Here is a 25473-nt window from a genome sequence, read left to right as displayed (position 1 = left end):
TTAGAGACCCAATTCCTGCGGGGTGAGCATGTCGGACTCGAAGGCGATCCAGCCGCCTTCGAGTTCGGCGTGGCCGTTGACGATCGGGCCGTAGTAGGTCAGGCCGTTCTCCAGGGTCACGCAGATGTGAGTGGCATTGTCGGGCGCCGCCAGGGTGCCGACGAAGTGCACCTTCTTGAGCGTTTCGCTCACCGCTTCCAGGCCCACGCGCACGGCCGGGTTCTCGACCGCCTCGGCCTCGCCTCCGCGGGTTTCGCTGCTGACGGTCACGGTGGCGATATAGGGGTACTTGCTCAATCGGGTTGCCTCATCGAAAAGGGGGCGCCTGGGCACCGGGATGCGTAGGGTACGGCAGCGGCCAGCCGTTGTCTCTACCGGCTTCTTCGCGGGCAAGCCCGCTCCCACACGGCCCTGCAAGCCGCATCATTCGTGGTGGCCACCGCACCTTGTGGGAGCGGGCTTGCCCGCGAATGGGCCGGTACTACCGACGATCATCGCGCCTGCCCGTCACATGGTCTCCCGCGCCCCGATCTGTTAGGGTGCCTGCCGATGCACGCCACACCACACGAGGATCCCGAGTGAGCGCCGAAGAACCCCTGATCGCCGACCTGTTCGAGGTCGACAAACGCCTGTCCCTCAAGCCCGTCGTGGACTTCAACGCCTACCTGCGCAACGCCTTCGGCGACGGCCCCTGCCGCTGTCACCGCTGTGGCGAGACTGGGGGCGACGAAAGCGGCTACAGCCACCGCCATACCTTCGAACTGGACGGCCGCCCGCTGCACCGCCGCTTCGCCAACACCGCCGCCAGCGACGTACTCCTGGCCCTGAAGAAGGCCTGGCTGTCGTACACCAAGCGCGAGTTGCCCCTGGCCGGCGAACTGGACCTGGCCACCGTCAAGTCCTTCACCGAGGCGGCCCTGCATGAACGCCTGCTGGCCCTGCTGCCGGCCAGCGGCCTGGCCCGCGAGGCCGACGGCCACTGGCAACTGCAGGCCCTGGCCGACTGAGTCAAGCGCGCCCGCCCGGCGGAACGGCAGGATTCTCCCGGTCTGCTACCTTGGGAGAATCCGCTCACCCGCAGGTGACTGACCATGGCCCGCACAACCCCCATCGAGCTGTACCGCAACATCGGCATCGTCGCCCACGTCGATGCCGGCAAGACCACCACCACCGAACGCATCCTGTTCTACACCGGGGTCAACCACAAGATGGGCGAGGTGCATGATGGCGCCGCCACCATGGACTGGATGGCCCAGGAGCAGGAGCGCGGCATCACCATCACCTCGGCGGCCACCACGGCGTTCTGGCAGGGCTCGGCCAAGCAGTTCGCCGACAGGTACCGCTTCAATATCATCGACACCCCCGGCCACGTCGATTTCACCATCGAGGTGGAGCGCTCGCTGCGCGTGCTCGACGGCGCGGTGGTGGTGTTCAGCGGCGCCGACGGGGTCGAGCCGCAATCCGAGACGGTCTGGCGCCAGGCCAACAAGTACCACGTGCCGCGCCTGGCCTACATCAACAAGATGGACCGCCAGAGCGCCGACTTCCTGCGCGTGGTCCGCCAGATCGACCAGCGCCTGGGCCACCATCCGGTGCCGATCCAGCTGGCCATCGGCAGCGAGGAGCACTTCGCCGGGCAGATCGACCTGGTGAAGATGAAGGCCATCTACTGGAACGACGCCGACCAGGGCACCAGCTACCGCGAGGAAGAGATCCCTGACGAGCTGCGCGCCCTGGCCGAGGAGTGGCGCGCGCACATGGTCGAGGCCGCTGCCGAGGCCAACGACGAGCTGACGGTGAAGTTCCTCGAAGGCGAGGAGCTGAGCATCGAGGAGATCAAGGCCGGCCTGCGCCAGCGCACCCTGGCCAACGAGATCGTGCCGACCATCCTCGGTTCGTCGTTCAAGAACAAGGGCGTGCCGCTGATGCTCGACGCGGTGATCGACTACCTGCCCGCCCCCACCGAGATCCCGGCGATCAAAGGGGTCGACCCGGACGACGAGAACAAGCACCTGGAACGTCATGCCGACGACAACGAGCCGTTCTCGGCGCTGGCCTTCAAGATCGCCACCGACCCCTTCGTCGGCACCCTGACCTTCGCCCGGGTCTACTCCGGCGTGCTCAGCTCCGGCGATGCGGTGCTCAACTCGGTCAAGGGCAAGAAGGAACGGGTCGGGCGCATGGTGCAGATGCACGCCAACCAGCGCGCCGAGATCAAGAACGTCTGCGCCGGCGACATCGCGGCCCTGATCGGCATGAAGGATGTCACCACCGGCGATACCCTGTGCGACATGAACAAGCCGATCATCCTCGAACGCATGGACTTCCCCGACCCGGTGATTTCCGTGGCGGTGGAGCCCAAGACCAAGGCCGACCAGGAGAAGATGGGCATCGCCCTGGGCAAGCTCGCCCAGGAAGACCCGTCGTTCCGCGTCAAGACCGACGAGGAGACCGGCCAGACGATCATTTCCGGCATGGGCGAGCTGCACCTGGACATCATCGTCGACCGCATGCGCCGCGAGTTCAATGTCGAGGCCAATATCGGCAAGCCCCAGGTGGCCTACCGCGAGAAGATCCGCAACACCTGCGAGATCGAGGGCCGCTTCGTCCGCCAGTCCGGCGGGCGTGGCCAGTATGGCCATTGCTGGATCCGTTTCGCCCCTGGCGAGGAAGGCAAGGAAGGCCTGGAGTTCGTCAATGAGATCGTCGGCGGCGTGGTACCGCGCGAGTACATCCCGGCGATCCAGAAGGGCATCGAGGAACAGATGCAGAACGGCGTGCTGGCCGGCTACCCGCTGATCGGCCTGAAGGCGGCGGTGTACGACGGCTCCTACCACGACGTCGACTCCAACGAGATGGCCTACAAGATCGCGGCGTCCATGGCCACCAAGCAGCTGGCGCAGAAAGGCGGTGCGGTGCTGCTGGAGCCGGTGATGAAGGTCGAGGTGGTCACCCCCGAAGAGTACCTGGGCGACATCATGGGCGACCTGAGCCGCCGGCGCGGCATGATCCAGGGCTCGGAAGACAGCCCTGCCGGCAAGGTGATCCGCGCCGAGGTGCCGTTGGGCGAGATGTTCGGCTACTCCACCGACATGCGCTCGATGACCCAGGGGCGGGCCAGCTACTCGATGGAGTTCACCAAATATGCCGAGGCGCCGGCGAGCATCGCCGAGGCGATCGTCAAGAAGAGCCGCGGAGAGTGAGCCTGTAGGGCAGTTGCGCCCTTGGGGCTGCTTTGCAGCCCCTGAAACGTCAGTGCTGCTCCCCTGCCCGCCTGAGCAACGTCCGGCAGCGCTCCGACAGGTGCACTACCCGCAGGTGCTTGCCCGCCTTGGCATAGCGCTCGCGCAGGGTCTTCAGTGCAGCGATCGCCGAGTAGTCGACGACACTCAGGTGCTTGCAATCCAGGGTCACGCTGGCCGGGTCCCCCGCCGGATCGAACTGGTTGAGAAACGGCGTGGTCGAGGCGAAGAACAGCGTGCCGTGCACCTGGTAGACCTTGCCGCCCTCGCCGTCCTCGTGGCTTTCGGCATACAGCTCGCGGGCATGTTGCCAGGCGAAGTTGACCGCGGCGATGACGATACCGAACAGCACGGCGGTGGCCAGGTCGGTGAACACCGTGACCACGGTCACCGCGACGATCGCCAGCACGTCGCTCGCCGGCACCTTGTGCAGCACCCGCAGCGAGGCCCAGGCGAAGGTCTGCTGGGCCACCACGAACATCACGCCCACCAGCGCCGCCAGCGGAATACGCTCGATCAGCGGCGACAGGAACAACACGAACAGCAGGATCATCACCCCGGCCACCACGCCCGACAGCCGGCCACGGCCATTGGAACTCAGGTTGATCATGGTCTGCCCGATCATCGCGCAGCCGCCCATGCCGCCGCACAGGCCCGAGACCATGTTCGCCGCACCCAACGCCACGCACTCGCGGTCGGGGTAGCCACGGCTCTCGGTGACCTCGTCGGTGAGGTTGAGGGTCAGCAGGGTTTCCAGCAGACCAACCATGGCCATCAGCAGGGCGTAGGGAGCGATGATCCTGAGGGTCTCCAGGTTCCACGGCACGTCCGGCAATGCCAACTGCGGCAGGCCACCGGCGATATGCGCCATGTCGCCGAGGGTGCGGGTCGGCAGGCCGAGCAGATAGACCAGCAGGCCCACGCCGAGGATGGCGATCAGCGCCGGCGGGACGGCGCGAGTCAGCTTCGGCAGGACGTAGACCACCAGCATGGTCAAGGCCACCAGGCCGATCATCAGGTACAAAGGCGTGCCACTGAGCCATTGCTCGCCCTGCTTGAAGTGCTCCAACTGGGCCAGGGCGATGACGATGGCCAGGCCGTTGACGAAGCCGAGCATCACCGGGTACGGCACCAGACGCACCAACTTGCCCAGGCGCAGCGCACCGAACAGGATCATCAGCCCCCCGCCCAACAGCACCGTGGCCAGCAGGTACTGGGCGCCGTGCTGCACTACCAGGGCGACGATCACCACCGCCATGGAGCCAGCAGCGCCGGAGATCATGCCGGGGCGGCCGCCGAACAGGGCGGTCAGGGTGCAGATGATGAAGGCACCGTACAGGCCCATGAGCGGGTTCAGGTGCGCCACCAGGGCAAAGGCGATGCACTCGGGCACCAGGGCGAAGGAGGTGGTGAGGCCGGCGAGCACGTCGGCACGGAGTCTGGCGGGTTTCATGGGTATCCTGTGGTATGGCGAACGCAAACGCGGCCCATTCCAGTCCAGGAGTCGGGCCCGCTGCCCAAGCGAGAAAATCGCGGGTCGGGATGTTACGGAATTTGTCCGACAGCGGCCACCGCAACGCCACTCAACGCACCCGTTCACGGCTCTGCACCGCCAGATCCAGGGCGCGCTGCATGTCCAGCCGCGCCGAACGCCCCAGATCGGGGTGGTTGAGCCGGCCGTTGCGCTCCGAAGGCAAGATCGGCGCGGTCAGGTCTTCGGCGTCCATGGCTTCGAAATCCTGATCCGTTCCCAGGGTCAGGGCACTGCGTCGCAGCAACATGCGTAGTTGCTCCGGCGTCAGGTCCGGGTTGATCGACAGCATCGCCGCCACCGTGGCCGTCACCAGCGGCGTGGCGTAGGAGGTGCCGCAATGGGCCTTGCGCGCCTGCGCCGCACGCAGGCAGGCAGCGGCGCTGACATCCACGCGCATGTCGATATTGGAGCTGCGGCGCTTGCGCACATGGGCGGGATCCTCGACCGGAACGTCCTGGTCGCTGCGCTGGTGACCGCCGACCACCAGCAACTGCTCGGTGATGAACGACGACGGCAGGCGGTACTCGTCGGTACCGGACCACGAGGCGCCGTTGCCCGCCGAGTTGACCACCACCACGTCCGGGTGGCGGGCGCGCAGCCAGAGAAAGAACTCTTCCAGCAGCTCCTCGTAGCCACTCATGGCCAGCCCTGAGCGCACCAGCGAATCCACCTCGTTGCCCGCGACATCCTTCGTGCCGACCCGGTGGATGCCCCAACTCCAGTTCAGCACCCGGGCACCATCCTCCACCAGGTTGACCGAGGCGGCGATGTTGGCCGTGACGCCTGCGTCCGCGTTGCGCTCGACGATTACCTCGAACCCTGGGCTAGGCTTGCCGAGGCCAGGCAGGAAGCCACCCTGCACGCCTTCGCCCTGGGCGGCGAGGATGCCGGCGACATGGCTGCCATGGCTTTCGGCGCGCTCGCCATCGCGCGCGTAGAGGCAGGTCCGCCCTGGCGCGCAGGGGCCGCGGTAGCCGGCGAAGGCCGGCGCGTCGAAATCCACCTCGCGCTCGATCACGCCAATGCGTACGGGCTTGACCGGCAGCGACGCCGCGGGAACTCGCCGCTGGTAGTAATAGAGTGCATCCATGAATCGGTTGGCTGCCCACTCGTCCGCCTGGCTGAGCGCCCCGGCGCTGCGCCCGCCACCCTCCTCGCCCCGCTCAGGGGCGGACTCCTCGATGATCACGGCATCGACACTGGTTTCGCTGCCCATGCGCAGGATCATGGCATCGCGCTGCACCAGGTCGCGCACCGGCAAACGCAGCTGGTAGACGTTCAGCGGGGGAATGGCACCCACCACCTGGGCACCGTACTTGTCGGCGATACGCCGGGCCTGCCGCTCGCCATCGTGCTTTTCCTCGATCAGCAGGCTGACCAGGTCGAGGTAGGTGGTCAGGCCGTCCATGTTCTTCGCCACTTCGTGCGGGCCGGCAGCGACCACATGGCTGCGCTGGCGAGTGAGCCAGACGGGGTTGCTTTTCTGGCCGGCGGATTCGATCCAGAGCGGAGCACTGCGCTGCCGGGAGGCGTCGAGTTTCAGTTTCAGCATGTCACCCTGGCGCTCGATGCTCGCACCAGGCAGTTGCGTATCGCCGAACCAGACCGCCGGCGTGCCCGACCCCAGGCCTTGGGTGCGCAGGCACCACAGTTGCGGGCCTGTGCCCAGCAAATCGTCACAGCGTTGCAGGTGCTTGATGCGCAACGTGTCCTGCGCCGCCAGGGCGGCGGCCATGAACAGGCAGGGCAGCAAGGCGAAAGCGCACTTCATGCAGGCGGTCCCGTGGTCTTCTTTTGCTGCGACTGCCAGGTGAGCGCAAAGGTTCATAGCGCCTCGCAGGCAACCAAAATCAAGCAAAACCACCCTGCCCTGTGATCCACACCCGGCACACCCTCGACAAATTTGCCATCATGATCATTCCACCTGCGGAGATCATGGACATGCCGCTACGCCCCCTCATCGCTTCCCTGCTGCTGGCCGCCAGCCTCGCCGCCCAGGCCGCCACCGAGGTGCTGGCGCTGCAGCACCGCACCAGCGCCGAACTGTTGCCCACCGTCCAGTCCTTCCTGGGCAAGGACGGCAGCGTCAGCGCCTTCGAGAACAAGCTGATCGTCAATGCCAGCCCCGAGCGCATCGACGACCTGCGCGCCCTGCTGCAACAACTCGACACCGCCCCCAAGCGCCTGTTGATCAGCGTCGACAACAACGACAGCAATTTCCAGGACAACCGCGGCAACGCGCGGATCATCCGCTACGGCACCGCCAATCGCGACGGCGGCCTACAGCAGATCCAGGCCAGCGAGGGTGTGCCCGCGTTGATCCAGGTGGGCCAGAGCATCCCCATCACCAGCACCCATACCGATGGTTACGGACGCATCCAGAGCGATACCGAATACCGTAATGTCACCCAGGGTTTCTACGTCACCCCGAACCTGAGCGGAGATACGGTTCGTCTGCAAATAAGCAGCAATAACGACAGGATCAGCAGCGAACGTCAGGATGTAGTAAAAGTCCAGAGCACCGACACGACGGTCACCGGCAAGCTCGGCGAGTGGATCCCCCTGGCGGGGTACAACCAGCAGAGCCAGGCCGAACGTAACGCCTCGAGCCTCAGCTACAGCACGCAGCGCGGTGAAAACACAACACTGCGCGTCAAAGTCGACCTTCTGGAGTGATCCCAGGCAATTCAAGGCCTCGACCCAGGGCCTTGAAACTGACCAGAGAGTCGTATTAGACCAAGGATGTAGTAATAGAAAAAAACCACTACAAAACATTTGACAGGCACTTTTTCCCAAGGGCATGATGGCCTCGCTCCCGCTAATCAGAGGCCCTGGCAAGGGCCTTCGAGATGCGCTCCTCCCACCCCTGGGGGCGTCTCGTGTCCATACGGCCCACAAGGCGGTTCGACGGGATTGCGACTGCAACGAAGAAGTTGTCCCGAGGGACGGAAGCGCATCACCGCAGTACCCGGCAGTCCTGTCGCCATACAGCGAGGCAACCACGAGCCGACCTGTCGCCACACCTCGCCCGGCCTGCCCCCCTTCCCCTTCGAGCCTCCCCGTTCGCAGTCGCCCTTCCGCCGAGCAAGGCCGCCAAGCCTCCGATCCGCGCCGAGCACAAGCACTTACTTCACCAAGACTGATGCGACGAGGTTTTATTTCCATGGCACTGACACGCGAACAGCAAATTGCAGCCCTTGAGAAAGACTGGGCCGAGAACCCGCGCTGGAAAGGCGTGACCCGTACCTACACCGCCGCCGATGTCGTGCGTCTGCGTGGTTCCCTGCAGCCGGAGCACACCCTGGCCCGCCTGGGTGCAGAAAAACTGTGGAAGCTGGTCACCGAAGGTGCCCACCCGTCCTTCCGCCCCGAGAAAGATTTCGTCAACTGCATGGGCGCCCTGACCGGCGGCCAGGCAGTCCAGCAGGTGAAGGCCGGCATCCAGGCCATCTACCTGTCCGGTTGGCAGGTGGCCGCCGACAACAACTCGGCCGAGTCCATGTACCCTGACCAGTCGCTGTATCCGGTCGACTCGGTCCCCACCGTGGTCAAGCGTATCAACAACGCCTTCCGACGCGCCGACCAGATCCAGTGGAAAGCCGGCAAGAACCCGGGCGACGATGGCTACGTCGACTACTTCGCACCGATCGTGGCTGACGCCGAGGCCGGTTTTGGCGGCGTGCTGAACGCCTACGAGCTGATGAAGAACATGATCGAAGCAGGCGCCGCCGGCGTGCACTTCGAAGACCAGCTGGCCTCGGTGAAAAAATGCGGTCACATGGGCGGCAAGGTCCTGGTGCCGACCCAGGAAGCCGTGCAGAAACTGGTCGCCGCTCGCCTGGCTGCAGACGTCGCCGGCGTGCCGACCATCATCCTGGCCCGCACCGACGCCAACGCCGCTGACCTGCTGACCAGCGACTGCGACCCGTACGACCAGCCGTTCGTGGTTGGCGAGCGCACCCGTGAAGGCTTCTACAAGGTACGCGCCGGCCTCGACCAGGCCATTTCCCGCGGCCTGGCCTACGCCCCGTACGCCGACCTGATCTGGTGCGAAACCGCCAAGCCGGACCTGGAGGAAGCTCGCCGCTTCGCCGAGGCGATCAAGAAGGAGTACCCGGACCAGATCCTGTCGTACAACTGCTCGCCGTCCTTCAACTGGAAGAAGAACCTGGACGACGCCACCATCGCCAAGTTCCAGCGCGAGCTGTCGGCCATGGGCTACAAGCACCAGTTCATCACCCTGGCGGGCATCCACAACATGTGGCACGGCATGTTCAACCTGGCGCACGACTACGCCCGCAACGACATGACCGCCTACGTGAAGCTGCAGGAGCAGGAATTCGCCGACGCCAGCAAGGGTTACACCTTCGTGGCGCACCAACAGGAAGTCGGCACCGGCTACTTCGACGACATGACCACCGTGATCCAGGGTGGTGCTTCGTCGGTGACGGCACTGACCGGCTCGACCGAGGAAGAGCAGTTCCACTGATAGTGGGTTGCTGTTGAACAAAGGCCCGGGGCTTGTGAAAGCCTTGGGCCTTTCATTTTGTCTGCACCGGCCCTTTCGCGGGTAGCTTACCCGCGAAGAGGCCGGGACAGGCCAGTGCAAAAACCAGGGTCAGACCTACTTGAGGCCACCCAACAGCGATGACGTAGGTCTTAAATGCAGACGCTCCATGAAAACGCCGAGGAAACTCTAAGCCCGGAATCCACCGTCTATTGGCACCGCCACGCCAGTCACGAAAGAAGCTGCTTCGGAGCTAAGCCAGTACACAAGCTCAGCGACTTCATGGGCCTCACAAACTCTCGCCATAGGCTGCGAGGCGCGTACCGCATCAAACTTGTTCCCCAACACCTGTTCTGCCAATGGTGTTGACACAAAGCCCGGACAGACAGCATTGGCCCGCACGCCATAAGGGGCATACTCCTTCGCGACCGCTCTAGTCATACCAACTAACGCGTGCTTGCTGGCGGTGTATACAGAACCACCTGTCACACTGGCATTCAACCCCGCTAGCGAGGCGACATCGTGGGGCTGCTGCACAGCCCCGAACAGCAGTTGAGCGGCCTTGCCTGACCCGCATTGGAGAACACCTGCTACAAGTGCAGCGCACGGATCGACATCTATGTCTATGCTTGAAGCAGCACTGTCACTTGGGCTGCCTCCCAAACCGACAGGCCGTTCTGGCCCTGGCCACTACCTCTTCTATATATGCTCTCTGCTGGCCAACGGGAGCTCAATCGATAAAGCATTGATCCAGAGCGGTGCAGGTGACGCGCGCAACTGCTAGAACGAGAGCCTTTCGCATTTGCAATGCAGCGAGGACGCGCAGTGAACTTTGCAAGATTCGGCCCTCTTAGAATGTCGAACGCCAAGTTAAATGAAATTAATTATCATTACGATGATGCCCAGTCATTACGCCACGCAAGAAACATAATTAACAAAAGCATGCGCAATGCCCGAAACTCAAGGCTTTCAGCCATTTACGAAAGATTTTTGTTCTTAATCCTACGAATAAATTTGCCACAGAAATTTTACTTGCTGTGGGTTTACCCATAAAATCAGCGCGATTGATTCAGCTGCGACATTTGGTCACTGCATCCGCGACACCGAGTCGCCGCTCTACTTATTTCAGACTGCAGAGCTGGGTCTCTGTATAAGGATTTCCAACATGTCCGATTCGGCAGGACTCATCGCCCACAACTGGGGCTTTGCCATCTTCCTCCTGGGTGTCGTCGGCCTGTGCGCCTTCATGCTCGGCCTCTCCAGCCTGCTCGGCAGCAAGGCTTGGGGTCGCGCCAAGAACGAACCCTTCGAATCGGGCATGCTGCCCGTCGGCAGCGCCCGCCTGCGCCTGTCCGCCAAATTCTATCTGGTCGCGATGCTGTTCGTGATCTTCGATATCGAAGCCCTCTTTCTCTTTGCATGGTCCGTGTCGGTGCGCGAAAGCGGCTGGACCGGATTCGTCGAAGCACTCGTTTTCATAGCAATTCTGTTGGCAGGTCTTGTCTACCTTTGGCGGGTCGGGGCGCTCGATTGGGCGCCCGAGGGTCGCCGCAAGCGGCAAGCGAAGCTGAAACAATGAGGCTTTGGCATGCAATACAATCTCACCAGAATCGATCCGGATGCGCCCAACGAGCAGTATCCTGTCGGTGATCGGGAAACCGTCACCGATCAGCTGCTAGAGGACCAGGTCCACAAGAACATCTTCATGGGCAAGCTCGAAGATGTGCTGCGTGGCGCGGTCAACTGGGGTCGCAAGAACTCCCTCTGGCCGTACAACTTCGGCCTGTCCTGCTGCTACGTGGAAATGACCACGGCCTTCACGGCGCCCCACGACATCGCCCGCTTCGGCGCCGAAGTCATCCGGGCCTCGCCGCGCCAGGCCGACTTCATGGTCATCGCCGGTACCTGCTTCATCAAGATGGCGCCGATCATCCAGCGCCTGTACGAGCAGATGCTCGAGCCGAAGTGGGTGATTTCCATGGGCTCGTGTGCCAACTCCGGTGGCATGTACGACATTTACTCGGTCGTTCAGGGGGTCGACAAGTTCCTCCCCGTGGACGTCTACGTGCCTGGCTGCCCGCCTCGCCCCGAAGCTTTCCTGCAAGGCCTGATGCTGCTGCAGGAGTCGATCGGCCAGGAGCGACGCCCGCTTTCCTGGGTCGTCGGCGATCAAGGCATTTATCGTGCCGAGATGCCCGCCCAGAAAGACCTGCGTCGTGAACAGCGCATCCAGGTCACCAACCTGCGCAGCCCCGACGAAGTCTGATCCAGCGACATGCCGCCCGCTCCCGAAGGAGCCGGCGGCCTGGCTTCATTCTCTACGTTGACTCAAAGCGACCGAGACCATGACAGCGGACACCGCTATTTATATTCCGCCTTACAAGGCTGACGACCAGGATGTGGTCGTCGAACTGCACAATCGTTTTGGCGCCGAGGCATTCGTCGCCCAGGAAACCCGCACCGGCATGCCGGTCCTGTGGGTGAACCGCGCCCAGCTCAAAGACGTCCTCAGCTTCCTGCGCAACGTCGCCAAGCCGTACAGCATGCTGTACGACCTGCATGGCGTCGACGAACGCCTGCGCACCCAGCGCCGTGGCCTGCCGGCCGCCGACTTCAGCGTGTTCTACCACCTGCTGTCGGTCGAGCGTAACAGCGACGTGATGATCAAGGTTTCGCTCAGCGAGGGCGACCTGAACCTGCCGTCGGTCACCAGCATCTGGCCCAACGCCAACTGGTACGAGCGCGAAGTCTGGGACATGTTCGGCATCGACTTCGCCGGCCACCCGCACCTGTCGCGCATCCTCATGCCGCCGACCTGGGAAGGCCACCCGCTGCGCAAGGACTTCCCGGCGCGCGCCACCGAGTTCGACCCGTACAGCCTGAACCTGGCCAAGCAGCAGCTCGAAGAGGAATCGGCACGCTTCAACCCCGAAGCCTGGGGCATGAAGCGCCACGGTACCCACGAGGACTACATGTTCCTCAACCTCGGCCCCAACCACCCATCCGCCCACGGTGCCTTCCGTATCGTCCTGCAGCTGGACGGCGAAGAGATCGTCGACTGCGTCCCGGACATCGGCTACCACCACCGTGGCGCCGAGAAGATGGCCGAACGCCAGTCCTGGCACAGCTTCATCCCCTACACCGACCGTATCGACTACCTCGGCGGGGTGATGAACAACCTGCCGTACGTACTGGCCGTCGAGAAGCTGGCCGGCATCAAGGTGCCGGAGAAGGTCGACACCATCCGCGTGATGCTGGCCGAGTTCTTCCGGATCACCAGCCACCTGCTGTTCCTGGGTACCTACATCCAGGACGTCGGCGCCATGACCCCGGTGTTCTTCACCTTCACCGACCGCCAGCGCGCCTACACCGTGATCGAGGCGATCACCGGTTTCCGCCTGCACCCGGCCTGGTACCGCATCGGCGGTGTCGCCCACGACCTGCCACGCGGCTGGGACAAGCTGGTCAAGGACTTCGTCGACTGGCTGCCCAAGCGCCTGGACGAATACGAAAAGGCCGCCCTGCAGAACAGCATCCTGCGCGGCCGGACCATCGGCGTTGCCGCCTACAACACCAAGGAAGCCCTGGAGTGGGGCACCACCGGCGCCGGCCTGCGGTCCACCGGTTGCGACTTCGACCTGCGCAAGGCGCGCCCCTACTCCGGCTACGAGAATTTCGAGTTCGAAGTCCCGCTGGCCCACAACGGCGATGCCTACGATCGCTGCATGGTCCGCGTCGAGGAGATGCGCCAGAGCATCCGCATCATCGACCAGTGCCTGCGCAACATGCCGGAAGGCCCGTACAAGGCGGATCACCCGCTGACCACGCCGCCACCGAAAGAGCGCACCCTGCAGCACATCGAGACCCTGATCACGCACTTCCTGCAAGTCTCGTGGGGCCCGGTCATGCCGGCCAACGAGTCGTTCCAGATGATCGAGGCGACCAAGGGCATCAACAGTTACTACCTGACGAGCGATGGCGGCACCATGAGCTACCGCACCCGGATCCGCACCCCGAGCTACGCGCACCTGCAGCAGATCCCTTCGGTGATCCGCGGCAGCATGGTCGCCGACCTCATCGCGTACCTGGGCAGTATCGACTTCGTTATGGCTGACGTGGACCGCTAAGCATGAACAGCACGCTTATCCAAACCGACCGTTTCGTCCTGAGCGAAACCGAGCGCTCGGCCATCGAGCACGAGATGCACCACTACGAGGACCCGCGCGCGGCGTCCATCGAAGCCCTGAAGATCGTCCAGAAGGAACGCGGCTGGGTGCCGGACGGCGCCATCTACGCCATCGGCGAAGTCCTCGGCATCCCCGCCAGCGACGTCGAGGGCGTGGCCACCTTCTACAGCCAGATCTTCCGCCAGCCGGTCGGCCGTCACATCATCCGCGTCTGCGACAGCATGGTCTGCTACATCGGCGGCCATGAGTCGGTGGTCAGCCAGATCCAGAGCGAACTGGGCATCGGCCTCGGCCAGACCACCCCGGACGGCCGCTTCACCCTGCTGCCGGTCTGCTGCCTGGGCAACTGCGACAAGGCCCCGGCCCTGATGATCGACGACGACACCTTTGGCGACGTGCAACCTGCCGGCGTTGCCAAGCTGCTGGAGGGCTACGCATGACCATCACTTCCTTCGGCCCGGCCAACCGCATCGCGCGTTCGGCCGAAACCCATCCGCTGACCTGGCGCCTGCGCGACGACGGCGAGCCGGTGTGGCTCGACGAGTACCAGGCCAAGAACGGCTATGCCGCCGCCCGCAAGGCGTTGGCCGAAATGTCCCAGGACGACATCGTCCAGACCGTCAAGGATTCCGGCCTCAAGGGCCGTGGCGGCGCGGGCTTCCCCACCGGCGTGAAGTGGGGCCTGATGCCCAAGGACGAGTCCTTGAACATCCGCTACCTGCTGTGCAACGCGGACGAGATGGAGCCCAACACCTGGAAGGACCGCATGCTGATGGAGCAACAGCCCCATCTGCTGGTCGAAGGCATGCTGATCAGCGCCCGCGCCCTGAAGGCCTACCGCGGCTACATCTTCCTGCGCGGCGAGTACACCACCGCGGCGAAGCACCTCAACCGCGCCATCGACGAAGCCAAGGCCGCGGGCCTCTTGGGCAAGAACATCCTCGGTTCGGGCTTCGACTTCGAGCTGTTCGTGCACACCGGTGCCGGGCGCTACATCTGCGGTGAAGAGACCGCACTGATCAACTCCCTGGAAGGCCGCCGCGCCAACCCGCGCTCCAAGCCGCCCTTCCCTGCCGCCGTCGGCGTGTGGGGCAAGCCGACCTGCGTCAACAACGTCGAGACCCTGTGCAACGTGCCAGCCATCGTTGGCAACGGCGTCGACTGGTACAAGTCGCTGGCCCGCGAAGGCAGCGAGGACCACGGCACCAAGCTGATGGGCTTCTCCGGCAAGGTGAAGAACCCGGGCCTGTGGGAGCTGCCGTTCGGCGTCACCGCCCGCGAGCTGTTCGAGGACTATGCCGGTGGCATGCGCGACGGCTACAAGCTCAAGTGCTGGCAGCCAGGCGGCGCCGGTACCGGCTTCCTGCTGCCCGAACACCTGGATGCGCAAATGTACGCCGGCGGCATCGCCAAGGTCGGTACGCGCATGGGCACGGGCCTGGCCATGGCGGTGGACGACAGCATCAACATGGTGTCGCTGCTGCGCAACATGGAGGAGTTCTTCGCCCGCGAGTCCTGCGGCTGGTGCACCCCGTGCCGCGACGGCCTGCCCTGGAGCGTGAAGATGCTCCGCGCCCTGGAGAAGGGCCAAGGCAAACCGGAAGACATCGAGACCCTGCTGGGCCTGGTCAACTTCCTCGGCCCCGGCCGCACCTTCTGCGCCCACGCCCCGGGCGCCGTCGAGCCGCTGGGCAGTGCCATCAAGTATTTCCGGTCGGAGTTCGAGGCCGGCGTCGCCGCCCACACGGGCAGCGAGGCCCTGCGCCCGAACCTGGCCAAGCCGATCGTGGTCGGCGCATAACAAGATGAAGCGCGGGTGGTCCGTGCCACCCGCCGGCCTCGCAGGCTCGCCCGGCCCTCACCGCGCGAGCCGCAGGCACACCGATTTCCATTAGCCACGCCTGCTCACGCGGGCCAACGAAGAACTTTGAACCATGGCCACTATCCACGTAGACGGCAAAGCGCTCGAAGTCAACGGTGCGGACAACCTGTTACAGGCCTGTCTGTCACTCGGCCTCGACATCCCCTATTTCTGCTGGCACCCGGCGCTCGGTAGCGTCGGTGCCTGCCGGCAGTGCGCGGTCAAGCAGTACACCGACGAGAACGACACCCGTGGTCGTATCGTCATGTCCTGCATGACCCCTGCCTCCGACGGCACCTGGATCTCCATCGACGATGAAGAGTCCAAGGCGTTTCGCGCCAGCGTCGTCGAATGGCTGATGACCAACCACCCGCACGACTGCCCGGTGTGCGAGGAAGGCGGTCACTGCCACCTGCAGGACATGACGGTAATGACCGGCCACAACGAGCGCCGCTACCGTTTCACCAAGCGTACCCACCAGAACCAGGACCTCGGCCCGTTCATCGCCCATGAGATGAACCGCTGCATTGCCTGCTACCGCTGCGTGCGCTACTACAAGGACTATGCCGGCGGCACCGACCTGGGTGTCTACGGCGCCCACGACAACGTGTACTTCGGTCGCGTCGAGGACGGCGTGCTGGAGAGCGAGTTCTCCGGCAACCTGACCGAGGTCTGCCCGACCGGTGTGTTCACCGACAAGACCCACTCCGAGCGCTACAACCGCAAGTGGGACATGCAGTTCGCCCCGAGCATCTGCCACGGCTGCTCCAGCGGCTGCAACATCAGCCCCGGCGAGCGCTACGGCGAACTGCGCCGTATCGAGAACCGCTTCAACGGCTCGGTCAACCAGTACTTCCTGTGCGACCGTGGCCGCTTCGGCTATGGCTACGTCAACCGCAAGGACCGTCCGCGCCAGCCGATGCTCGCCGACGGTACCAAGCTGGGCCTGGACGCCGCCCTGGACAAGGCTGCCGACCTGCTGCGCGGCCGCACCATCGTCGGCATCGGCTCGCCGCGCGCGAGCCTGGAGAGCAACTACGGCCTGCGCGAGCTGGTCGGTGCCGAGTACTTCTACTCGGGCATGGAGGCCGGTGAGCTGGCCCGCGTGCGCCTGGCCCTGAACGTGCTGAACGACAGCCCGCTGCCCGTGCCGACCCTGCGCGAGATCGAGGACCACGATGCCGTGTTCGTCCTCGGCGAGGACCTGACCCAGACCGCCGCCCGTGTCGCCCTGGCCGTGCGCCAGGCCACCAAGGGCAAGGCCGAGGCCATGGCCGACGCCATGAAGGTCCAGCCGTGGCTCGACGCCGCGGTGAAGAACATCGGCCAGCACGCCCTGTACCCGCTGTTCATCGCCAGCCTGGCCGAGACCAAGCTCGACGACGTCGCCGAGGAATGCGTCCACGCAGCCCCGGCCGACCTCGCCCGCCTGGGCTTCGCCGTGGCCCACGCCATCGACCCGAGCGCTCCGGCCGTCGAGGGCCTGGACAGCGAAGCCAAGGCCCTGGCCCAGCGTATCGCCGATGCCCTGGTCGCCGCCCAGCGTCCGCTGGTCGTGGCCGGTACGTCGCTGGCCGACCCGGCGCTGATCGAGGCCGCCGCCAACATCGCCAAGGCCCTGAAGCTGCGCGAGAAGAACGGTTCGCTGAGCCTCGTGGTGCCCGAAGCCAACAGCCTGGGCATGGCCATGATGGGCGGCGAGTCCGTGGACGCCGCGCTGGACGCGGTGATCAGCGGCAAGGCCGACGCCATCGTGGTACTGGAGAACGACCTGTACGCCCGGGTGCCGGCCGCCAAGGTCGATGCGGCCCTGGCCGCGGCCAAGGTGGTGATCGTCGCCGACCACTCCAAGACTGCCACCACCGCTCGCGCCCACCTGGTGCTGCCAGCTGCCTCCTTCGCCGAAGGCGACGGCACCCTGGTCAGCCAGGAAGGCCGTGCCCAGCGCTTCTTCCAGGTATTCGACCCGCAGTACCTGGACAGCAGCATCCTGATCCACGAAGGCTGGCGCTGGATGCACGCCCTGCGTGCCACCCTGCTGAACAAGCCGGTCGACTGGACCCAGCTGGACCACGTCACCAGCGCCTGCGCCGAAGCCGCACCGCAACTGGCCGGCATCGTCAATGCCGCGCCGAGCGCCGCGTTCCGCATCAAGGGCCTGAAGCTGGCGCGCGAGCCGTTGCGCTACTCCGGCCGTACCGCGATGCGCGCCAACATCAGCGTGCATGAGCCACGCACCCCGCAAGACAAGGACAGCGCCTTCGCCTTCTCCATGGAAGGCTACTCGGGCAGCGCCGAGCCGCGCCAGCAGGTGCCGTTCGCCTGGTCGCCGGGCTGGAACTCGCCGCAGGCCTGGAACAAGTTCCAGGACGAGGTCGGTGGTCACCTGCGCGCGGGCGACCCAGGTATCCGCCTGATCGAGTCTCAAGGCGATCGCCTGAACTGGTTCACCGCCATCCCGGGCGCCTTCAACCCGGCCCGTGGCACCTGGCAGGCCGTGCCCTTCTACCACCTGTTCGGCAGCGAGGAGAACTCGTCGCGTGCCGCCCCGGTGCAGGAGCGCATTCCGGCCGCCTACGTGGCCCTGGCCAAGTCCGAGGCCGACCGCCTGGGCGTCAACGACGGCGCCCTGCTCAGCCTGAACGTGGCGGGCCAGTCGCTGCGCCTGCCGCTGCGTGTCAATGAACAGCTGGGCGCAGGCCTGGTCGCCCTGCCGAAAGGCCTGGCCGGTATTCCGCCAGCGATCTTCGGCGCAACCGTCGAAGGCCTGCAGGAGGCAGCACAATGAGCTGGTTCACCCCCGAAGTGATCGAAGTGATCCTCTCCGTCGTCAGGGCCATCGTGGTCCTGCTGGCGGTGGTGGTCTGCGGCGCGCTGCTCAGCTTCGTCGAGCGCCGCCTGCTGGGCTGGTGGCAGGACCGCTACGGTCCGAACCGCGTCGGCCCGTTCGGCATGTTCCAGATCGCCGCCGACATGCTGAAGATGTTCTTCAAGGAAGACTGGAACCCGCCCTTCGTCGATCGCATGATCTTCACCCTGGCGCCCGTGGTGGCCATGAGCGCCCTGCTGATCGCCTTCGTGATCATCCCGATCACCCCCACCTGGGGCGTTGCCGACCTGAACATCGGCTTGCTGTTCTTCTTCGCCATGGCCGGCCTTTCGGTCTACGCGGTGCTGTTCGCCGGCTGGTCGTCGAACAACAAGTACGCCCTGCTCGGCAGCCTGCGGGCCTCGGCGCAGACCGTATCGTACGAAGTGTTCCTGGGCTTGGCGCTGATGGGCGTGGTGGTTCAGGCCGGTTCGTTCAACATGCGCGACATCGTCGACTACCAGGCGCAGAACCTGTGGTTCATCATTCCGCAGTTCTTCGGCTTCTGCACCTTCTTCATCGCTGGCGTCGCCGTGACCCACCGTCACCCGTTCGACCAGCCGGAAGCGGAACAGGAACTGGCCGACGGCTACCACATCGAGTATGCCGGCATGAAGTGGGGCATGTTCTTCGTCGGCGAGTACATCGGCATCATCCTGATCTCGGCGCTGCTGGTGACCCTGTTCTTCGGCGGCTGGCACGGCCCGTTCGGCCTGCTGCCACAGGTACCGTTCCTGTGGTTCGCGCTCAAGACCGCGTTCTTCATCATGCTGTTCATCCTGCTGCGCGCCTCGATCCCGCGCCCACGCTATGACCAGGTGATGGACTTCAGCTGGAAGTTCTGCCTGCCGCTGACCCTGATCAATTTGCTGGTGACCGCTGCGATCGTGCTCTACAACACGCCAGCCGTCGCGGCCCAGTGAGGATTTGACCCATGTTCAAATATATCGGCGATATCGTTAAGGGCACCGGCACCCAGCTGCGCAGCCTGGCGATGATATTTTCCCACGGGTTCCGCAAGCGCGACACCCTGCAGTACCCCGAAGAACCTGTGTACCTGCCGCCGCGCTACCGTGGCCGCATCGTCCTGACCCGCGACCCCGACGGCGAGGAGCGCTGCGTGGCGTGCAACCTCTGCGCGGTGGCCTGCCCGGTAGGCTGCATCTCGCTGCAGAAGGCCGAGACCGAGGACGGCCGCTGGTATCCGGAGTTCTTCCGCATCAACTTCTCGCGCTGCATCTTCTGCGGCCTGTGCGAGGAAGCGTGCCCGACCACCGCGATCCAGCTGACCCCGGATTTCGAAATGGCCGAGTTCAAGCGTCAGGACCTGGTGTACGAGAAGGAAGACCTCCTGATCTCCGGCCCCGGCAAGAACCCTGACTACAACTTCTACCGTGTTGCGGGCATGGCCATCGCCGGCAAGCCGAAAGGCGCCGCGCAGAACGAAGCCGAGCCGATCAACGTGAAGAGCTTGCTCCCATAAGGACAGAAAGATGGAATTCGCTTTCTACTTCGCATCCGGGATCGCCGTGGTCTCCACCCTTCGGGTGGTGACCGGCACCAACCCCGTGCACGCCCTGCTCTACCTGATCATTTCCCTGATCTCCGTGGCGATGATCTTCTTCTCCCTGGGTGCACCGTTCGCCGGCGCCCTGGAAGTGATCGCCTACGCTGGCGCCATCATGGTGCTGTTCGTCTTCGTGGTGATGATGCTCAACCTCGGGCCGGCCTCGGTCGCCCAGGAACGCGGCTGGCTCAAGCCAGGCATCTGGGCCGGGCCGGTATTCCTGGCCGCCCTGCTGCTGCTGGAGCTGCTCTACGTGCTGTTCGCCGAGCCGAGCGGCGCGGCCATCAGCGGTACCACCGTGGACGCCAAGACCGTCGGCATCAGCCTGTTCGGTCCTTACCTGCTGGTGGTCGAACTGGCCTCGATGCTGCTGCTCGCCGCAGCCGTCACGGCCTTCCACCTGGGCCGCAACGAGGCGAAGGAGTAAATCATGCCTGCTATCCCTCTCGAGCACGGTCTGGCAGTCGCCGGCATCCTGTTCTGCCTCGGTCTGGTCGGCCTGATGGTCCGGCGCAACATTCTCTTCGTACTCATGAGCCTGGAAGTCATGATGAACGCCTCTGCCCTGGCGTTCATCGTCGCCGGCAGCCGCTGGGTGCAACCGGATGGACAGGTGATGTTCATCCTGGTGATCAGCCTGGCGGCGGCCGAGGCCAGCATTGGCCTGGCGATCCTGCTGCAGCTGTATCGCCGCTTCCACACTCTCGACATCGATGCTGCCAGTGAGATGCGCGGATGAACCTTCTCTTCCTGACTTTCGTCTTTCCCCTGATCGGCTTCCTGCTGCTGTCGTTCTCCCGCGGTCGGTTCTCGGAGAACCTGTCCGCGCTGATCGGCGTCGGCTCCGTCGGTCTCTCGGCCGCGGTGGCCGCCTACGTGATCTGGCAGTTCAACGTCGCACCGCCTGAAGGTGGCGCGTACAGCCAGCTGCTGTGGCAGTGGATGTCGGTGGACGGCTTCGCGCCGAACTTCACCCTGTACCTGGACGGCCTGTCGGTCACCATGCTCGGCGTGGTCACCGGCGTCGGCTTCCTGATCCACCTGTTCGCCTCCTGGTACATGCGCGGTGAAGCCGGCTATTCGCGGTTCTTCGCCTACACCAACCTGTTCATCGCCAGCATGCTGTTCCTGGTGCTGGGCGACAACCTGCTGTTCATCTACTTCGGTTGGGAAGGCGTGGGCCTGTGCTCGTACCTGTTGATCGGTTTCTACTACAGCAACCGCAACAACGGCAACGCAGCCCTGAAGGCCTTCATCGTCACCCGTGTCGGCGACGTGTTCATGGCCATCGGCCTGTTCATCCTGTTCGTCCAGCTGGGTACCCTGAACGTCCAGGAGCTGCTGGTGCTGGCACCGCAGAAGTTCCAGGCTGGCGACACCTGGATGGTCCTGGCGACCCTGATGCTGCTCGGCGGTGCGGTCGGCAAGTCGGCCCAGCTGCCGCTGCAGACCTGGCTCGCCGACGCGATGGCCGGCCCGACCCCGGTCTCGGCGCTGATCCACGCCGCGACCATGGTGACCGCGGGCGTCTACCTGATCGCCCGTACCCACGGCCTGTTCGCCCTGGCGCCAGACATCCTGCACCTGGTCGGCATCGTCGGTGGCGTGACCCTGGTCCTGGCCGGCTTCGCCGCCCTGGTACAGACCGACATCAAGCGTATCCTCGCCTACTCGACCATGAGCCAGATCGGCTACATGTTCCTGGCGCTCGGCGTGGGTGCCTGGGACGCGGCGATCTTCCACCTGATGACCCACGCATTCTTCAAGGCCCTGCTGTTCCTTGCCTCCGGTGCGGTGATCAATGCCTGCCACCACGAGCAGAACATCTTCAAGATGGGCGGCCTGTGGAAGAAACTGCCGCTGGCCTACGCCAGCTTCGTGGTCGGTGGCGCCGCCCTGGCGGCCCTGCCGATCCTGACCGTCGGCTTCTACTCCAAGGACGAGATCCTCTGGGAAGCCTTCGCCAGCGGCCACACCGGCCTGTTGTACGCCGGCCTGGTCGGTGCATTCATGACCTCGCTGTACACCTTCCGGCTGATCTTCATCGCCTTCCACGGCGAAGCCAAGACCGAAGCCCACGCTGGCCACGGCATCGCCCACTGGCTGCCGCTGGGCGTGCTGATCGTGCTGTCGACCTTCATCGGTGCCTGGATCCATCCGCCGCTGGCCGGCGTGCTGCCTGAGAGCGTCGGCCATGCCGGCGGCGAAGCCAAGCACAGCCTGGAGATCGCCTCGGGCGCCATCGCCATCGCCGGTATCCTGCTGGCGGCGGTGCTGTTCCTGGGCAAGCGTCGCCTGGTCACCGCCATCGCCAGCAGCGGCATCGGTCGTGTCCTGTCGGCCTGGTGGTTCGCTGCCTGGGGCTTCGACTGGATCTACGACAAGCTGTTCGTCAAACCCTACCTGCTGATCAGCCACATCCTGCGCAAGGATCCGGTTGACCGCAGCATCGGCCTGATTCCTCGGATGGCACGCGGCGGTCACGTCGCCATGAGCAAGACCGAGACCGGCCAGCTGCGCTGGTACACCGCCTCGATCGCCGTGGGTGCCGTGCTCGTGCTCGGTGCCGTGCTGATGGCTGCGGTATGACTATGAACCTTGCGACTTTGCGAAAGGAAACGAACCCGTCATGATTCTGCCTTGGCTGATCCTGATCCCCTTCATCGGCGGCCTCCTGTGCTGGCTGGGTGAGCGCTTCGGCACCACCCTGCCCCGCTGGATCGCGCTGCTGACCATGTCCCTGTTGCTCGGTATCGGCCTGTGGCTGTGGGGCAACGGCGACTACACCCTGGCCCCGGCTCCGGGCGCGGAACCGGCCTGGACCCTGGAATACAAGCTCCAGTGGATCCAGCGCTTCGGCATCAGCATCCACCTGGCCCTCGATGGCCTGTCACTGCTGATGATCCTGCTGACCGGCCTGCTCGGCGTGCTGTCGGTGCTGTGCTCCTGGAAAGAGATCCAGCGCCATGTCGGCTTCTTCCACCTCAACCTGATGTGGATCCTCGGTGGCGTGGTCGGTGTGTTCCTGGCCCTGGACCTGTTCCTGTTCTTCTTCTTCTGGGAAATGATGCTGGTGCCGATGTACTTCCTCATCGCGCTCTGGGGTCACAGCTCCGCGGACGGCAAGAAGACCCGGATCTACGCCGCGACCAAGTTCTTCATCTTCACCCAGGCCAGCGGCCTGATCATGCTGGTGGCGATCCTCGGCCTGGTGCTGGTCAACTACAACGCCACCGGCGTCATCACCTTCAACTACAGCGACCTGCTCAAGGCGCAGATGCCGGCCGGCACCGAGTTCCTGCTGATGCTGGGCTTCTTCATCGCCTTCGCGGTGAAGCTGCCGGTGGTGCCGTTCCACTCCTGGCTGCCTGACGCCCACGCCCAGGCGCCGACCGCAGGCTCCGTGGACCTGGCGGGCATCCTGCTGAAGACCGCGGCCTATGGCCTGCTGCGCTTCGCCCTGCCGCTGTTCCCGAATGCCTCGGCGGAGTTCGCGCCGGTGGCCATGGCCCTGGGCCTGATCGGTATCTTCTACGGTGCCTTCCTGGCCTTCGCGCAAACCGACATCAAGCGCCTGGTCGCCTTCTCCAGCGTCTCGCACATGGGCTTCGTGCTGATCGGCATCTACTCCGGCAGCCAGCAGGCCCTGCAGGGCGCGGTGATCCAGATGCTGGCCCACGGCCTGTCGGCCGCCGCGCTGTTCATCCTCGCCGGCCAGCTGTACGAACGCCTGCACACCCGCGACATGCGCCAGATGGGTGGCCTGTGGCACCGCATCGCCTACCTGCCGGCGATCAGCCTGTTCTTCGCCGCCGCCTCGCTGGGCCTGCCGGGCACCGGTAACTTCGTCGGCGAATTCCTGATCCTGATCGGCAGCTTCGCCAGCGTGCCATGGATTGCCGTGATCGCCACCACTGGCTTGGTCTTCGGCTCCGTGTACTCGCTGATCATGATCCACCGAGCCTACTTCGGCCCGACCAAGACCGACGCCGTGCTGGCCGGCATGGATGGCCGCGAACTGGTCATGGTCCTGGGCCTGGCGGTGCTGCTGGTCCTGCTGGGCGTGTACCCGCAGCCGTTCCTGGATACCTCTGCCGCCACCATGAGCGGTGTGCAGCAGTGGCTCGGTTCCGCTTTCACTCAACTCGCTTCGGCCCGGTAAGAGCGCTATGGAATTCACCACTCAACACTTCATCGCATTGGCGCCGATACTGATCACCACCATCACCACGGTGGTGGTGATGCTGGCCATCGCCTGGCGCCGTAACCACTCGCAGACCTTCCTGCTGTCCACCGTGGGCCTGAACCTGGCCCTGCTGTCGATCCTCCCGGCGTTGAAGGTCGCGCCGCTGGCGGTCACCTCGCTGGTCACCTTCGACAAGTTCGCCTGCCTGTACATGGCGCTGGTCCTGGTGGCCACGCTGGCCTGCGTCACCCTCGCCCACGCCTACCTGGGCGAGGGCTCAAAGGGCTACCCAGGCAACCGCGAAGAGCTGTACCTGCTGCTGCTGATGTCTGCCCTGGGTGGCCTGGTGCTGGTCAGCGCCAACCACCTGGCTGGCCTGTTCATCGGCCTCGAGCTGCTGTCGGTCCCGGTCTACGGCCTGGTGGCGTATGCCTTCTTCAACAAGCGCTCGCTGGAAGCCGGCATCAAGTACATGGTGCTCTCTGCGGCGGGTTCGGCCTTCCTGCTGTTCGGCATGGCCCTGCTGTACGCCGACGCCGGCAGCCTGACCTTCGACGGCATCGGCAAGGCCCTGGCCAGCACCGGCATGCCGAGCCTGCTGGCCCAACTGGGCCTGGGCATGATGCTGGTCGGCCTGGCATTCAAGCTGTCGCTGGTGCCCTTCCACCTGTGGACCCCGGACGTCTACGAAGGCGCCCCGGCACCGGTCGCCGCGTTCCTGGCCACGGCCAGCAAGGTCGCGGTGTTCGCCGTGGTGGTACGCCTGTTCATGCTCTCCCCTGCTGCCAGCAGCGGCGTGCTGAGCACCGTCCTGGCAGTGATCGCGGTCGCCTCGATCCTGATCGGCAACCTGCTGGCGCTGACCCAGAGCAACCTCAAGCGTCTGCTCGGTTACTCGTCCATCGCCCACTTCGGCTACCTGGTGATCGCCCTGGTGGCGAGCAAGGGCCTGGCCACCGAAGCCATCGGCGTGTACCTGGTCACCTACGTGATCACCAGCCTGGGCGCCTTCGGCGTGATCACCCTGATGTCCTCGCCTTACGGCGGCCGTGACGCCGACGCCCTGTACGAGTACCGTGGCCTGTTCTGGCGCCGTCCGTACCTGACCGCGGTGCTCACCGTGATGATGCTGTCGCTGGCCGGTATCCCGCTGACCGCGGGCTTCATCGGCAAGTTCTACATCATCGCTACCGGCGTCGAGTCGCACCTGTGGTGGCTGGTCGGCGCCCTGGTGATCGGTAGCGCCATCGGCGTGTACTACTACCTGCGCGTCATGGTCACCCTGTACCTGGTCGAGCCGAACCTGCGTCGCCACGACGCCCCGCTGAAGTGGGAACAGCGCACCGGCGGCGTCATGCTGCTGGCCATCGCCATCCTCGCCTTCGTCCTCGGCGTGTATCCGCAGCCACTGCTGGAACTGGTGCAACAAGCCGGCTTGCAACTGGTCGGCTGATCGCCTGGCAGAAACAAGACACCCCGCTCATGCGGGGTGTTTTTTTATGGGCTGGCCACAAAGGCAT

General features: G+C 64.7%; 21 protein-coding genes. 17 read left to right on the top strand and 4 right to left on the bottom strand.

Going from position 1 to position 25473, the window contains the following annotated elements:
• A complete protein-coding gene (locus tag ABFA30_RS13085; protein ID WP_225788440.1) occupies positions 1-297 on the bottom strand; it encodes a hypothetical protein in 297 nt (98 codons plus the stop codon).
• Positions 298-578: 281 nt separating this feature from the next.
• Between ABFA30_RS13085 and ABFA30_RS13080 the strand changes: the two genes are divergently transcribed.
• Together ABFA30_RS13080 and fusA are read left to right on the top strand one after the other, a co-directional pair.
• On the top strand, positions 579-1007 hold the full coding sequence (locus ABFA30_RS13080; protein WP_225788441.1) for a hypothetical protein: 429 nt from the start codon (positions 579-581) through the stop codon (positions 1005-1007).
• Between the two features lie 84 nt (positions 1008-1091).
• A complete protein-coding gene (gene fusA, locus ABFA30_RS13075) occupies positions 1092-3203 on the top strand; it encodes an elongation factor G (protein WP_410045528.1) in 2112 nt (703 codons plus the stop codon).
• A gap of 49 nt (positions 3204-3252) precedes the next feature.
• Here the strand turns inward: fusA and ABFA30_RS13070 are convergent, their stop codons facing one another.
• Together ABFA30_RS13070 and ABFA30_RS13065 are read right to left on the bottom strand one after the other, a co-directional pair.
• The gene (locus ABFA30_RS13070; protein WP_225788443.1) at positions 3253-4695 is read right to left on the bottom strand and encodes a SulP family inorganic anion transporter; all 1443 of its coding nucleotides are present in this window, start codon (positions 4693-4695) and stop codon (positions 3253-3255) included.
• Positions 4696-4825: 130 nt separating this feature from the next.
• Positions 4826-6547 carry a S8/S53 family peptidase gene (locus ABFA30_RS13065; RefSeq protein ID WP_410045527.1) on the bottom strand — a complete coding sequence of 574 codons (1722 nt, stop codon included), beginning with the start codon at positions 6545-6547 and terminating at the stop codon, positions 4826-4828.
• A gap of 170 nt (positions 6548-6717) precedes the next feature.
• On the opposite strand from ABFA30_RS13065, the gene ABFA30_RS13060 reads away from it, so the two are divergent.
• Together ABFA30_RS13060 and aceA are read left to right on the top strand one after the other, a co-directional pair.
• Entirely contained in the window at positions 6718-7452 is a 735-nt protein-coding gene (locus ABFA30_RS13060; protein ID WP_410045526.1) for a secretin N-terminal domain-containing protein, read from the top strand.
• Between the two features lie 487 nt (positions 7453-7939).
• On the top strand, positions 7940-9265 hold the full coding sequence (aceA, locus tag ABFA30_RS13055) for an isocitrate lyase (RefSeq protein WP_225788446.1): 1326 nt from the start codon (positions 7940-7942) through the stop codon (positions 9263-9265).
• 207 nt (positions 9266-9472) lie between these two features.
• On the opposite strand, the gene ABFA30_RS13050 is transcribed toward aceA, so the two are convergent.
• Positions 9473-9820: an SDR family NAD(P)-dependent oxidoreductase gene (locus ABFA30_RS13050; RefSeq protein WP_225788447.1), complete on the bottom strand. Its 348-nt coding sequence runs from the start codon at positions 9818-9820 to the stop codon at positions 9473-9475.
• Between the two features lie 628 nt (positions 9821-10448).
• Between ABFA30_RS13050 and ABFA30_RS13045 the strand changes: the two genes are divergently transcribed.
• The 13 genes from ABFA30_RS13045 to nuoN all read left to right on the top strand — a co-directional run bounded on the left by ABFA30_RS13045 (position 10449) and on the right by nuoN (position 25406).
• Positions 10449-10862, top strand: coding sequence for an NADH-quinone oxidoreductase subunit A (locus ABFA30_RS13045; RefSeq protein ID WP_003251427.1), 414 nt, complete (start codon positions 10449-10451; stop codon positions 10860-10862).
• 9 nt (positions 10863-10871) lie between these two features.
• Positions 10872-11549: a NuoB/complex I 20 kDa subunit family protein gene (locus ABFA30_RS13040; RefSeq protein ID WP_225788448.1), complete on the top strand. Its 678-nt coding sequence runs from the start codon at positions 10872-10874 to the stop codon at positions 11547-11549.
• Between the two features lie 79 nt (positions 11550-11628).
• Entirely contained in the window at positions 11629-13410 is a 1782-nt protein-coding gene (nuoC, locus tag ABFA30_RS13035) for an NADH-quinone oxidoreductase subunit C/D (protein ID WP_225788449.1), read from the top strand.
• Positions 13411-13412: 2 nt separating this feature from the next.
• Positions 13413-13910: an NADH-quinone oxidoreductase subunit NuoE gene (gene nuoE, locus ABFA30_RS13030; RefSeq protein WP_225788450.1), complete on the top strand. Its 498-nt coding sequence runs from the start codon at positions 13413-13415 to the stop codon at positions 13908-13910.
• Positions 13907-15271: an NADH-quinone oxidoreductase subunit NuoF gene (gene nuoF / locus ABFA30_RS13025; RefSeq protein ID WP_253081362.1), complete on the top strand. Its 1365-nt coding sequence runs from the start codon at positions 13907-13909 to the stop codon at positions 15269-15271. The genes nuoE and nuoF overlap by 4 nt, the downstream gene beginning before the upstream one ends.
• A 133-nt stretch (positions 15272-15404) precedes the next feature.
• Complete coding sequence (nuoG, locus tag ABFA30_RS13020) at positions 15405-18119, top strand: NADH-quinone oxidoreductase subunit NuoG (protein ID WP_225788452.1); 2715 nt, start codon at positions 15405-15407, stop codon at positions 18117-18119.
• Positions 18116-19123 carry an NADH-quinone oxidoreductase subunit NuoH gene (nuoH, locus tag ABFA30_RS13015; RefSeq protein WP_225788453.1) on the top strand — a complete coding sequence of 336 codons (1008 nt, stop codon included), beginning with the start codon at positions 18116-18118 and terminating at the stop codon, positions 19121-19123. The genes nuoG and nuoH overlap by 4 nt, the downstream gene beginning before the upstream one ends.
• A gap of 11 nt (positions 19124-19134) precedes the next feature.
• Positions 19135-19683 (top strand): NADH-quinone oxidoreductase subunit NuoI, encoded by a 549-nt coding sequence (nuoI, locus tag ABFA30_RS13010; protein ID WP_225788454.1) that lies wholly within the window; start codon positions 19135-19137, stop codon positions 19681-19683.
• 10 nt (positions 19684-19693) lie between these two features.
• Positions 19694-20194 (top strand): NADH-quinone oxidoreductase subunit J, encoded by a 501-nt coding sequence (nuoJ, locus tag ABFA30_RS13005; RefSeq protein ID WP_070571836.1) that lies wholly within the window; start codon positions 19694-19696, stop codon positions 20192-20194.
• A 3-nt stretch (positions 20195-20197) separates the two neighbouring features.
• Complete coding sequence (nuoK, locus tag ABFA30_RS13000) at positions 20198-20506, top strand: NADH-quinone oxidoreductase subunit NuoK (RefSeq protein ID WP_225788455.1); 309 nt, start codon at positions 20198-20200, stop codon at positions 20504-20506.
• Positions 20503-22356: an NADH-quinone oxidoreductase subunit L gene (gene nuoL / locus ABFA30_RS12995; RefSeq protein ID WP_225788456.1), complete on the top strand. Its 1854-nt coding sequence runs from the start codon at positions 20503-20505 to the stop codon at positions 22354-22356. Before nuoK ends, nuoL begins: the two co-directional genes overlap by 4 nt.
• A gap of 40 nt (positions 22357-22396) precedes the next feature.
• Positions 22397-23929, top strand: coding sequence for an NADH-quinone oxidoreductase subunit M (gene nuoM / locus ABFA30_RS12990; protein WP_410045525.1), 1533 nt, complete (start codon positions 22397-22399; stop codon positions 23927-23929).
• A gap of 7 nt (positions 23930-23936) precedes the next feature.
• Positions 23937-25406, top strand: a complete 1470-nt coding sequence (nuoN, locus tag ABFA30_RS12985) for an NADH-quinone oxidoreductase subunit NuoN (RefSeq protein ID WP_225788458.1) — start codon at positions 23937-23939, stop codon at positions 25404-25406.
• The last annotated feature ends 67 nt before the right edge of the window (positions 25407-25473 follow it).

The organism is Pseudomonas sp. HLMP, from assembly GCF_046365545.1.
Lineage (GTDB): Bacteria > Pseudomonadota > Gammaproteobacteria > Pseudomonadales > Pseudomonadaceae > Aquipseudomonas > Aquipseudomonas guariconensis_B.
This window is presented reverse-complemented; position numbering and strand designations above follow the sequence as displayed.